The 11,536-nt window shown below is 73.5% G+C and carries 11 protein-coding genes; 7 read left to right on the plus strand and 4 right to left on the minus strand.

Going from position 1 to position 11,536, the window contains the following annotated elements:
• Both AB0K82_RS43890 and AB0K82_RS43895 read right to left on the minus strand, forming a co-directional pair.
• A partial coding sequence (locus tag AB0K82_RS43890; protein WP_364409515.1) for a serine/threonine-protein kinase occupies positions 1–981 on the minus strand: 981 nt, incomplete at its 3' end.
• A gap of 38 nt (positions 982–1,019) precedes the next feature.
• Positions 1,020–2,918: an N-6 DNA methylase gene (locus tag AB0K82_RS43895; protein ID WP_364409518.1), complete on the minus strand. Its 1,899-nt coding sequence runs from the start codon at positions 2,916–2,918 to the stop codon at positions 1,020–1,022.
• Positions 2,919–3,118: 200 nt separating this feature from the next.
• Here AB0K82_RS43895 and AB0K82_RS43900 point away from each other — a divergent pair, with 200 nt between their 5' ends.
• From AB0K82_RS43900 to AB0K82_RS43930, 7 genes are all read left to right on the plus strand, one after another.
• Positions 3,119–3,853: a hypothetical protein gene (locus tag AB0K82_RS43900; RefSeq protein WP_364409521.1), complete on the plus strand. Its 735-nt coding sequence runs from the start codon at positions 3,119–3,121 to the stop codon at positions 3,851–3,853.
• Between the two features lie 160 nt (positions 3,854–4,013).
• Positions 4,014–4,865: a DMT family transporter gene (locus AB0K82_RS43905; protein ID WP_364409524.1), complete on the plus strand. Its 852-nt coding sequence runs from the start codon at positions 4,014–4,016 to the stop codon at positions 4,863–4,865.
• Between the two features lie 187 nt (positions 4,866–5,052).
• On the plus strand, positions 5,053–5,559 hold the full coding sequence (locus AB0K82_RS43910; protein ID WP_364409527.1) for a PadR family transcriptional regulator: 507 nt from the start codon (positions 5,053–5,055) through the stop codon (positions 5,557–5,559).
• Positions 5,560–5,561: 2 nt separating this feature from the next.
• Entirely contained in the window at positions 5,562–6,287 is a 726-nt protein-coding gene (locus AB0K82_RS43915) for an ABC transporter ATP-binding protein (RefSeq protein WP_364409530.1), read from the plus strand.
• A gap of 194 nt (positions 6,288–6,481) precedes the next feature.
• Entirely contained in the window at positions 6,482–8,218 is a 1,737-nt protein-coding gene (locus AB0K82_RS43920) for an ABC transporter permease (RefSeq protein WP_364409533.1), read from the plus strand.
• Positions 8,219–8,372: 154 nt separating this feature from the next.
• Positions 8,373–9,326, plus strand: a complete 954-nt coding sequence (locus tag AB0K82_RS43925) for an LLM class F420-dependent oxidoreductase (RefSeq protein ID WP_364409536.1) — start codon at positions 8,373–8,375, stop codon at positions 9,324–9,326.
• A gap of 85 nt (positions 9,327–9,411) precedes the next feature.
• Positions 9,412–9,636, plus strand: coding sequence for a hypothetical protein (locus AB0K82_RS43930; RefSeq protein WP_364409539.1), 225 nt, complete (start codon positions 9,412–9,414; stop codon positions 9,634–9,636).
• A 276-nt stretch (positions 9,637–9,912) separates the two neighbouring features.
• Here AB0K82_RS43930 and AB0K82_RS43935 read toward each other — a convergent pair whose 3' ends face one another.
• Positions 9,913–10,881, minus strand: coding sequence for a UDP-glucuronic acid decarboxylase family protein (locus tag AB0K82_RS43935; RefSeq protein WP_364409542.1), 969 nt, complete (start codon positions 10,879–10,881; stop codon positions 9,913–9,915).
• Positions 10,878–11,536 (minus strand): D-glycero-beta-D-manno-heptose 1-phosphate adenylyltransferase (rfaE2, locus tag AB0K82_RS43940; RefSeq protein ID WP_364409545.1); only part of this gene is annotated, 659 nt, incomplete at its 5' end. The genes AB0K82_RS43935 and rfaE2, both read right to left, overlap by 4 nt.

Below are 11,536 nucleotides of genomic sequence, written 5' to 3' on the forward strand. Positions count from 1 at the left end.
CGCCCCCGCCGCCCCCGGCGTGGGCTGCGGTGAGAAGAAGACTCGTGAGGCGGGCGGCGGGCCGGCCAGCCGGACGAAGGCACGGGCGTACAGGTGGGCGCCGCTCCGCGACTCGTCCGCGGGGTCGATGTCGCCGAGCGGGCCCGGCGGTACGACGTACGGCAGCAGGCGGTCGTACGTCTCCCGGGCGTCCGCGGGCCGCCTCTCGGGATCCTTCTCCAGTAGTTGCCGGACCAGGGTGTCCAGCTCCGCAGGCAGGTCGTCGCGGCGCAGCGGAGGGGGAGCCTGTTCGAGCTGTAGGTGCATCAGCTCGGCGGGCGAGGCGGCGTCGAACATCCGGTCACCGGCCAGCATCTCGTACAGGACGCACCCGAGCGCGTACAGGTCGGTGCGCGCCGTCGCCGGGCGGCCGTGCAACTGTTCGGGGGCCATGTACGCGGGCGTGCCGACGGGCTGCCCGGTCCGGGTGATCCGGGAGAGCGCGGAGTGGTCGACCAGCCCGGCCACGCCGAAGTCGAGCACCTTGACGGCGCCGTCGCCGGTGAGCATGACGTTCTGCGGTTTGACGTCCCGGTGGACGAGGCCGCCTTGGTGGGCGGCGGCCAGCACCGCCGCGACCTGCGCCGCGATCCCGGCCGCCCAGGGAACCGGGAGCGGTCCCTCCTCGGCCATGAGGTCGCCGAGCGTACGGCCCCTGATCAGCTCGAGGACGAGGAACAGCCCGCCGTCGTACGTGCCGGCGTCGTACACGGCGGGGACGCCGGGGGTCCGCAGCCCGGCCGTGACGGAGGCCTCGCGGGCGAACCGGCGGGCGAGTTCGTCCGGGTGGGTGTGCCCGGCCAGGGCGTCGTCGGTGAGCAGCTTCACGGCCACCGGACGTCGCAGTTGCCGGTCCTCGCCCTCCCAGACCTCGCCCATGCCGCCACGGCCGAGCGGGCTCAGCAGTTCGTAGCGCCCGGCCAGCACCGTGTGCCGCCCCACCGTTCCGTCCCCTCGCCGTGCCGATCGACGCCCGAACCCTACGGGCGCCCGAAGGAATGGGTGTCGTCGGGGGGCGCGAGGGTGCCCTCCGCCACCCCGTCGGCCAGGAGCTGCGCCAGCTCGGCGCCCATGGCGACGGTGGAGCGCAGGGCCGACTCGAGCTCCGTCATCCGGCGGAACGCGGCGCCGTACCGGCGCTGGTCCTCCAGCGGCAGCCGGGGCACCTGCGCGCGCCGGATGTCGGCGCGGCCGATCGTCCCGGTGGACTGGACGATGGACGCGCGGGCGTTGGCCGAACTGCGCAGCACCCCCGCGATGAAGTACGGGTCCAGGTGCCGGGGGTCGACGCGGAGGAGGCTCAGCTGCGGCCCGAGCAGGGGCCCGTCGGTCTCGGCGACCCGTACGACGAAACGCCGGGCGACCGCGGCGACCAGGACGTCGCCGGCCTGGATGGGGACCCAGCGGCCGTCGCCGCGAACGGCCCGGCCCGTCGGGGCGCGGCCCTCGACGACGTCCTCGGCGGTGAGCAGGGGCGGGTCGCCGTCGCCGCCGTCCTCGGTGTCCCCGCGCATCGGCGCCTGGTGGATCGTCAGGTGCCCGATCCGGGCGAGTTCGGCCAGCGGGACCGAGCGGGACTCCCGGCGCTCCGCCGCGGGGGGCAGCGCCGGTACGAGGCCGCCGGCCCTGTCGAGGGTCACGGCCAGCCGGTCGTGGGTCTCGGTGAAGCGTTCCGCGGTGCGCTCGGACCGGGCGGGTGAGACGTGGCGGGACGGCGTGAGATCGACCTCCTCGTCCAGGAGGTCGATGACGGGGACGGCCCGGCTGACGCCGGGTTCGTCGTGGCCGGGGTCGTCCGCGTGCCGCCACCAGGTGGTGACGACCGTGTCCTGGTCCGCGCTGTCGATCATCAGAACGGTCGCCGGCGGGGCGCCCTCGGGGCGCCGCAGCATCCAGAGGTGATGGGTCGCGGACAGCCCGACCACGGCGCGCAGCGCGCCCTTGCGGAGCAGTTCGGCGCGGATGCGGCGGCCCGAACGGCGCCCGGCCGCGATGGCGGGCATGAGGACCACGGCTCGCCCGTCGGGGGCGAGATGCGCGAGCGCGTGCTGCACCCACGCGAGCTCCGGCTCCAGGCGCGGCGGCAGGCCGTACTCCCAGCGCGGGTCCGTCCTGAGCTCCTCGTGGCCCCACGCGCGCTCGTGGAAGGGCGGATCGCACAGCACGGCGTCGGCCAGCACCCCGGGGAACGCGTCCTGGCGCAGGGAGTCGCCCTCCCGGATGCCGGGATCCGCGCCGAGCAGGGTGAGCCGGACGGTGGCCAGCCGGGTGACGTCCCCGTCCGCGTCCTGGCCGAGGAGACGGCGCGGATCGCGGGGGTCGCCGAGCACGGCGAGGAGGAGATCGCCGGTGCCGCACGCCGGGTCCAGGACGGTACGGGCTTCGCCGGCGAGCGCGGCCATCAGCCCGGGGATCTCCGGGGGAGTGGTCGAGACGCGGCGTGCCTGCGTCTCCCGGTAGCGGGTGAACAGGAACTCGAACGCCTGAACGACGCCCCGGGCGTCGGCGAGCTCGGTGACCGCCTGCGCCGTCTCGGCGCTCAGCGGCTCAGAGGCGCGCTCGGGCCGCGGTGCTCCGGCCGCGCGTTGCCGCAGGAGGAGTTCACCGGCGTCCGCCACGACCTCGGCGACGCGCAGATCGTCGTGGGCCTCGGCCCGCAGCCGCTGCCAGACCCGCTCCTCCAGGGGGAGCTCATCGAGTTTGCGCTGGTCCCGGAGCCATGCCTCGACGTCGGCGAGCGCGAAGACCGGGCTGGTCGGCGTCCCTCCGACGGGTTGGGGGAAGTCGGGATGCCGGCGGCGCCAGTTGCTCACGGCGGCCCGGCCGACGCCCGCCAGCCGGGCGATGTCCGCGGCGCTGACGGTTGCCTCGTCCTGCACGGTGCGTCGTTCCCTTCACGGTGCTGCGCGCGACCCCGTGTCCCGGCTGCTCCATGGTCACGTTACCGCCCCATGATCGAACAGTCGACCACAACCGTCTCGATTGTTAATTGGATTCACATGTGCTTTCCTTGGCGATCATCAGAACCATCGAGTTCTGGGTGAGCATGATCAACTAATCTCAGCCTTGGAGACCGGAGATGAAGATCCTTCCTGCCCGTCGCGTCCGGGTCGGCGCCGTCCTCGCCGTGGCCTCGGCCGCCGTCCTCGCGGCCGGCGGCTGCCAGAACGGCGGCGGGAAGGACGACTCGGCCGGGGCCCCCAAGACCGCCTCGTCCGCCTCGGCGGCGTCGAAGGCGCTGACGGGCACCACCCTGAAGTCGCTTCTGCTGCCCGCGCGGGCGATGCCGAAGGGCTTCCACCTCAGCCCCGACGGCTCGCGGGAGACCGGTGACGGCGGCGTGCAGGTCTCCAACACCCCCGTTCCGGCCGCGAAGGCCTGCGAGGTGCTCGGCCAGACCTCCTGGATCCGGGTCACGAACATCAACAGCGCGGCGTTCGCGCAGAACGACTACGGCGACGCGGCGCAGACCCAGGAGATCGCGCAGGAGATCGACACCTACCACGCCGGCGACGCCCAGCAGGCGATGGCGAAGCTGCGCAAGGTGTTCGCCCACTGCGCGTCGTTCGTCGACCGGTCGAGCAGTCCGGCGGCCAAGGTCAGGGTGAAGAGCGCCGCGGTGCACGGCGTGGGCGACGAGGCCGTCAAGGCGATCGAGACGTCCCCCACCTGGCAGGGTGGCATGACCCTGGCCGCCGTCCGGGTCGGCAACACGATCGTGACCACGTTCTACAGCTCCAGCCACGCGGACAAGGGCGCCGCCGCGCTCACCATGGCGGAGAAGATCGCCAAGAAGGTCCAGTCCGCGACCTGACCACGCTGAAGGTGTGCGCTGATGGTGTGACGAATGATCCCTGGCGTCTGCTGTCTTCTAGGAGCAGCGCACGCCAGGGATCTGTGATTTCGGGTGGGAGTAGCCGCCCGCGAGCGTCGGTGGGGACGCTCGCTGAGGCGGATTGCGGTGGGATGTAGCGGTGAGTCACACGTTTCCGTTGTTGCCCGCCCTCGCCGTGATCTTCGCCGGTGTCCTGCACGCCACCTGGAACGCGCTCGCCAAGGCGGCGACCGACCGGTACGCCGGGTTCGCGCTGATCGGGATCGTGCAGGCGGGCGCGGGCCTGCTGATGCTGTCCCTGGCCGCCGCGCCCGCGCGGGCCTCCTGGCCGTGGATCGCGGCCTCGGTCGTCCTTCACGCGATCTACACCTGGCTGCTCGCGCGATCGTACGAGCTCGGCGACTTCAACCAGGTTTACCCCCTCGCGCGCAGCACCGGGCCGCTGGTCGTCGCGTTCGTCGCCGCCACCGCCCTCGGTGAACATCTCAGCCTGACGCAGCTCGCCGGAGTGGCGGCGATCTGTGGCGGGCTGGGCGCGCTGGCGTTCGCCGGAGGAGCGTCGTCGCGGCAGTGGCGCGCCATCGGCGCGGCGGTGCTGACGGGCGTCTCGATCGCGGGGTACACGCTGGTCGACGGAGTGGGTGTACGGCACGCGGGCACGGCGGTCGGCTACAGCGGCTGGCTGTTCTTCGGCATGGGGCCCGCCGTCGTGGCGTGGGTGGCCGTGGCGCGCGGCCGGTCGGTATGGCCGGCGGTACGGGCGCAGTGGCGGCTCGGACTGCCCGGCGGGCTGATCTCGGTGCTGGGGTACGGGATCGTCGTGTGGGCGCAGACGCGCGGCGCGCTCGCGGCGGTGGCGGCGCTGCGCGAGACCGGTGTGATCACCGGTGCGATCATCGGCGCCGTCTTCTTCAAGGAGCGGATGGGCCTGCCCCGGCTGGCGGCCGCGGGCGTCGTCGTCGCAGGCGTCGCCCTGATCAACGTGCACTGAGCGGTCACGGTCGTGCGCTGGTCAAGGTGCACTGCGCGGTCACGGTCGCGCTCGGGTCAAGGTGCACTGCGCGGTCACGGATCTCGCGCTGAGCACCGTGCGGTGCGGTCGCGGGTTCGGCCGATCCGGTTGCGGTCTCCCACGGCTAGCCGTTATCTATATAGCTAACCGTTAGAGGTGATCACTCGTGCAGGACGTCGTGCTGGCACTGCTGGCCAAGGAGCCCTCCCACGGCTATGAGCTGCGGACCCGCCTTCAGGAGGCCCTCGGCCCGGTCGGGGACGCGCTCAACGCCGGTCAGGTCTACGTCACCCTCACCCGGCTGGAGAAGGCCGGCCTGGTCACGGCCGAGCACGTCGGCCAGGCGCACCGGCCGGACCGGAAGGTGTACGCGCTGACGGCCGAGGGCCGCGACCGCGTCGACGCCTGGCTCAGGGACCTGACCTGGGGCAAGCCGAGTGAGTTCCATCTGAAGCTGGTCGCCGCCGCGGCGGCCCGGCTGGCCGACCCGGTGGACCTCGTGGAGGCCCAGCGCGGGGAGTTGCTGCGCCGGCTGGCCGAGGTCCAGCGCGCCGCCTTGAACGAGCCGGACGGCTCGGCGGCGGCGCTGCTCATCGAGGGCGTCAGCCTGCGGCTGGAGGCCGACCTGCGCTGGCTCGACGCCTGCGCCCGGTACTGGGAGCGGAAAGGCTGACCATGGTGATACTGCGGGCTCACGGGCTGCGCAAGGAGTACGGCAGCGGAACGGGACTGGTCCGCGCGGTCGACCACGTCGACCTGGACGTGGCGGCGGGCGAGACCGTGGCCGTCGTGGGGCCGAGCGGTTGCGGCAAGTCGACGCTGCTGCACCTGCTCGGCGGCCTCGAACGGCCGACGGGCGGCGAGCTGTGGCTGGCCGACCAGCGGATCGACCGGATGTCGGAGACCGAGCTCGCCCGCCTGCGCCGGCACGCGCTCGGGTTCGTGTTCCAGGGGTTCGAGCTCGTTGACGAGCTCACCGCCCAGGAGAACGTCGAACTGCCCGCCCTGCTGGCCGGCGTGAGTCCCCGCGTCGCGCGGCGCCGTGCAGCCGAGCTGTTGGAGCGGGTCGGACTGGTCGACCGTGCGACGCATCTGCCCGCGGCGTTGTCCGGCGGGCAGCGGCAGCGGGTCGCCGTCTCCCGCGCCCTGATCGGCCGGCCGCGGATCGTGCTGGCCGACGAGCCCACCGGCAACCTCGACAGCGCCGCGACCACCGAGGTGCTCCGGCTGTTCGCCGCCCTGCGGGCCGAGGGCCAGACCCTGCTGATGGTCACGCACGACTCGCGGGTCGCGGCGACGGCGGACCGCGTGATCACCATGCGGGACGGCGCGCTCGTCGGCCGGACCGACCTCGCCGGCGCGGGCGGCGGCCTCGGCGCCTTCGCGGGACTGGAGGGCTAATGAGCGAGCGAGTCATGAGCGCGGCGCGTCTGGTCACTCCTCCGACGAAGGAGGGCGTATGAGTGAGCGCAGCGAGCGAATCGGAAGCGCGGCGCGTCTGGTCACTCCTCCGGCGAAGGAGGGCGTATGAGTGAGCGCAGCGAGCGAATCGGAAGCGCGGCGCGTCTGGTCACTCCCCCGACGAAGGAGGGCGCATGAGCGTGCTCGTGCTGGTGGCCCGGCTGGCGCTGCGCGACCTGCGCCGCCGGCGGGCCGAGGCGCTGATCCTGCTGATCGCGCTCACGGCGACCACGACGACGCTCGCCCTCGGCCGTACGGTCGGGGGCGCCGCCGACCGGCCCTGGGAGCGCACCCGCGCGGCCACGGCCGGGCCCGACGCCGTGGCGACGGCCGAGCGCGCGGCGGACCTCGCCGCGCTCGCGCACGCGCCCGGCGTCGCCGCCTCGGCCGGGCCGTACGCCATGGTCTCCGTCGACGACCTGCGCGTCCGGGACATCCGTGTCGCCGTCGTCGTGCAGGGACGCGACACCGCCGGAGTGCCCGTCGACCGACCGCGCGTCACCTCCGGGACGTGGGCGCGCCGTGGCGGGGTCGTCGTCGAACGCGCCTTCGCGGCCGCCCTGAAGGTACGGCCGGGCGACGAACTGACCATCGCGGGCCGCCGCCTGACCGTCGCGGGCATCGCCGTGACGGCCGGCCGGGTGCCCTACCCCTCCAGCACGCCCGGCCTGGTCTGGGGCACCAGGGCCGACCTTCGCCGGTTCGGCCGGCCGGTGACCTCCCAGGTGATGCCGCTTCGCCTCGCGAACCCGGCCGCGGCCCCCGCGTTCGCCGCCGCCCACCGGGGCGTCCGCACCTGGCAGGACATGGGCGCGTACGCGACCGCCGAACTGCACCTCGTCGACCAGGCGCTCATGACCGGGACCTGGGCGCTCGCCCTGCTCGCCGTGGCATGCGTCACCGTCCTCGTGGGCGGTCGCCTCGCCGACCAGACGCGGCGGGTCGGCCTGCTGAAGGCGGTCGGGGCGACGCCCCGGACCGTCGCCGCCGTGCTGCTCGCCGAGTACGTCGTACTGGCCGTGGCCGCCTCCGCGGTCGGACTGGTCGCCGGCTGGGCGGCCGCCCCACTGCTGGCGCGGCCGAGCGCGGGACTGATCGGCGGCGGCCGCCCCGGCCTGACGGTCGGTACGGCCGCCCTGGTCCTGGCCGTCGCGGTGGTGGTCACGGGGGCGGCGACCGTGGTCCCCGCCGTCCGCGGGACCAGGATGAGCACCGTGCGCGCCCTGTCCGGCCGGGCGCGCCCGCCCCGGCGTTCGGCACGGCTCATCCGGCTGTCCGCCCGGCTCCCGGTGCCGCTGCTGCTCGGCCTGCGGCTGGCGGCCCGGCGGCCGCGCCGGTCCGCGCTCGCGCTGACCAGCCTCGCGGTCACCGCCGCGATGGTGGTCGCGGCGATCGCCATGCACGGCGACATCGCCCGTAAGGACGCCAGGACCACCGGCCTGATGTTCGTGCCGGGCGCGGAGAACCCGGTGACCCGGCAGGTGAACCAGGTGGTGATCACAATGACGCTCGCGCTCCTGGTCCTCGCGGTGGTCAACGCCGTCCTCATCGCGTGGGCCGGCTCGATCGACGCCCGGCGGCCGAGCGCGCTCGCCCGCGCCCTCGGCGGGACGCCGCGCCAGGTGACGGCGGGGCTGTCGGCGGCGCAACTGTTCCCGGCGGCGCTGGCCGGCGCGCTGGGAATCCCGCTGGGGCTGGTCGTCTACGCCGGCGCCCGGGCCGCGGCGGGCGCTCCGGGCGGCGAGGCGATCCCGTACGCCTGGCTGCCCGCCGTGATCCCCGGGACGATCGCCGCGGTCGCCCTGATCACCGCTCTGCCGGCCCGCCTGGCGGGCCGCCGCCCGGTCGCGGAGGCCCTGCGCGCCGAGTGAGCAGACCGGAATTCCGGGTGGCCGGAACCCGGCGGGACGGCCGAAGGTCACGGGTCTCTGGAACGAGCCAGGGGCCCGTGCCGGGGACCGCCCCGCCGTGCCCGGCCCTATTCCCGCGCAGGTTTCGGCGACGTGGCGGGGGAACCGGGGGAGCATGGCCAAATTCGGATACTTCCTGTCATGCGAAGAGCACTCGCCGAAAGAGCTGGTCCGGCAGGCGAAGCTGGCCGAACAGGCGGGCTTCGAGGCCCTGTGGATCTCCGACCACTACCATCCGTGGCTCGATGAGCAGGGGGAGAGCCCGTTCGTCTGGTCGGTCATCGGCGCGCTGGCCCAGGTGACCTCGCTGCCGATCACGACGGCGGTGACCTGCCCGCTGGTCCGTACACCGCCGGCGATCGTCGCGCAGGCCGCCGCGACCAGCGCCGTCCTCACCGACGGCCGGTTCGTGCTGGGCGTGGGCACCGGGGAGGCGTTGAACGAGCACATCGTCGAGTCGCGCTGGCCCCCGGCCGAGGAACGCCGGGAGATGCTGGAGGAGGCCGTCGAGGTGATGCGCCGCCTGTGGACCGGGAAGCTCGTCAGCCACCACGGGCGCTACTACAACGTCGACACGGCCCGGCTCTACACCCTCCCGGACGAGCCGCCGCCGATCTACATGTCCGGTTTCGGGAAGAAAGCGGCGACTCTGGCGGGGCGGATCGCCGACGGGTTCATGTGCACCATGCCCGACCGGGACCTGCTGGAGATCTTCCGTTCGGCCGGGGGCGAGGGCAAGCCGGCCCAGGGCGGGCTGAAGGTCTGCTGGAGCCGGAACGTCGCGAGCGCGCGCAAGACCGCGCACCGGCTGTGGCCGAACGAGCAACTGCCCGGTGAGGCCGCCCAGCTGCTGCCGCTGCCACGGCACTTCGAACAGCTGTCGCAGCTCGTCACCGAGGAGATGATCGAGCAGAACCTGCCCTGCGGCCCGGACGCGGGGCGGCACATCCAGGCGATCCGCGAGTACGTCGACGCCGGCTACGACGAGGTCTACATCAACCAGATCGGCCCCGACCAGGACGAGTTCTTCTCCTTCTACGCCGAACAGGTGCTGCCCGAACTCGCCTGAGCGCGCCGGGAAGCCGCACGATCTCCCCGCCGGGAGGTGTGAGGCGGACCGTAGGGGTAGGGGAGCCGGAGGGAGGGAGGAGCGTATGACGCACCATGTCACGTACGTCGGGGTGCTGGGGATCGTCGGGATCGTACTGATCGTCCTCGTCCTCATCGTATGGATCGCCATGACGATCCGCGCGTCACGCAATCCGACGCAGAGCGGCGCCCGTGGCGCGGGCACCAAGCGCGGCGACAACACCGGAGGCGTGATCCACGGCAGTCCCGCCCAGCAGAACCGCCGCGACGAGGCCCCTCGCCAGGACTGACCCCGTTCTCAGGCCGCCGGAACCCACGACCAGCCCGGCGGTCGCAGGCCGCCTGCACGTACAACGAGCCCGGTGATCTCAGGCCGCCGGGAAACGACGAGGCCGGTGCGTCTCCCGCACCGGCCTCGTCCCGCCTGCCTCCGTACCTCTGGTCGGTTGTTCGGTCAGCCTCCGTACCCTGCTCAGAGGTTCGGCTCGGCGGCGCTCACGTCGGCCAGGGCCGACTGCTGGTCCTTGTACCCGACGGGCAGGTCTCAAACGGGGTTCGCGCCGATCTCACGTTCCGGTGGCACGCGCGGCGGTCTCGACGCCGAGTTCGGCCGCGAACCAGTCGATGGTCCGGCGCAGGCCCACGTCACGCGGCACGGCGGGCCGCCAGTCGAGGCGTTCGCGGGCCAGGGTGGTGTCGGGGCGGCGCACGCCGGGATCGTCGACGGGCCGGTCGACGAACGCGATCGGCGAGTCGGATCCGGCCAGCTCGCGGATGGTCTTCGCGAGCTCCAGGACGGTCATCTCCTCCGGGTTGCCGATGTTGACCGGCCCGGAGAGGTCGCTGAGGGCCAGCGCGAGGATGCCCGTGACCGTGTCGTCGACGTAGCAGATCGACCGGGTCTGGCTGCCGTCCCCGGCGACCGTGAGCGGTTCTCCCAGCAGGGCCTGGCGAATGAACGTCGGGATCGCGCGGCCGTCGTGCGGGCGCATCCGCGGCCCGTACGTGTTGAAGATCCGGACGATGCCGGTGCTCACGTCGCGGCTGTTGCGGTACGCGGTGGTCAGCGCCTCGCCGTAGCGTTTCGCCTCGTCGTACACGCTGCGCGGGCCGACCGGGTTCACGTTGCCCCAGTAGTCCTCGCGCTGCGGATGCTGCAACGGGTCCCCGTACACCTCGCTGGTGGAGGCCAGGACGAACCGCGCGCCCTTCTCCCGGGCCAGGCCGAGCGCGTGCAGCGTGCCGAGCCCGCCGACCTTGAGCGTCTCCAGCGGGAGCTTCAGGTAGTCGATGGGGGAGGCCGCCGAGGCGAGGTGCAGGACGAGGTCGACGTCGCCGGGGACGTGCACGAAGCCGGTGACGTCGCACTCGATGAGCCGGAATCCCGGACGGCCCATCAGGTGGGCGACGTTCTGTGGGGAGCCGGTCAGGAAGTTGTCCAGGCAGATGACCGACATGCCCTGCGCGAGCAGGCGTTCGCAGACGTGCGAGCCGAGGAATCCCGCCCCGCCGGTGACCACCGCGCGTTCCGTCATCGGGTCTCACCTCCGAGAGTGCTCGCCGTCTCGCGGACCCGCGCGACCAGACGGCTCGTCGAACGACCATCGAGATAGGGCAGGAGGACGACCTCTCCGCCGTGACGGCGGACGACGTCCGCCTCCACCAGGTCACCGCCCGAGTAGTCGGCGCCCTTGACCCACACGTCGGGGCCCAGGCGTTCGAGCAGCTCGATGGGCGTCAGCTCGTCGAAGACCGCGACCGCGTCGACGCACTCGAGCGCCGACAGCACCCGGGCGCGGTCGCTCGCCGGCACCACCGGCCGGTCGGGTCCCTTCAGCGCCCGTACGGACGCGTCCGAGTTGATGCAGACCACCAGGCAGTCGCCGAGGCGCCGGGCCTCGCGCAGCATGCTGACGTGGCCGGCGTGCAGCAGGTCGAAGCATCCTCCGGTCGCCACCACGCGGCCGCCGCGCTCGCGGACCCGCCGGACGACCTCCCAGGGATCGCCGTCGGCCGGCGCCATGGGCGGCTCGGCCGCGGCCGGGCCGATGTCGGTTCCGGAGACGGCCGCGGCCCCACCGGCGGCCACGAACTCGCTCGCGTACCGGACCGCCTCCGTCACCGCCTCGGTGACCAGGCCGCCCGCGCGCAGCACGTGCGCGGCGGCGGCCGCGAAGCAGTCGCCGGCGC

The sequence above is a fragment of the Actinoallomurus sp. NPDC052274 genome (assembly GCF_040679475.1).
Classification (GTDB): domain Bacteria; phylum Actinomycetota; class Actinomycetes; order Streptosporangiales; family Streptosporangiaceae; genus Actinoallomurus; species Actinoallomurus liliacearum.

What these genes read in the sequence shown, in the direction of transcription:
- AB0K82_RS43915 (WP_364409530.1), top strand. Translation starts at nt 5,562, where the DNA reads ATGGTGATACTGCGGGCTCACGGGCTGCGCAAGGAGTACGGCAGCGGA.
- AB0K82_RS43900 (WP_364409521.1), top strand. Translation starts at nt 3,119, where the DNA reads ATGAAGATCCTTCCTGCCCGTCGCGTCCGGGTCGGCGCCGTCCTCGCC.
- AB0K82_RS43935 (WP_364409542.1), bottom strand. Translation starts at nt 10,881, where the DNA reads ATGACGGAACGCGCGGTGGTCACCGGCGGGGCGGGATTCCTCGGCTCG.
- AB0K82_RS43930 (WP_364409539.1), top strand. Translation starts at nt 9,412, where the DNA reads ATGACGCACCATGTCACGTACGTCGGGGTGCTGGGGATCGTCGGGATC.
- AB0K82_RS43925 (WP_364409536.1), top strand. Translation starts at nt 8,373, where the DNA reads ATGGCCAAATTCGGATACTTCCTGTCATGCGAAGAGCACTCGCCGAAA.
- AB0K82_RS43920 (WP_364409533.1), top strand. Translation starts at nt 6,482, where the DNA reads ATGAGCGTGCTCGTGCTGGTGGCCCGGCTGGCGCTGCGCGACCTGCGC.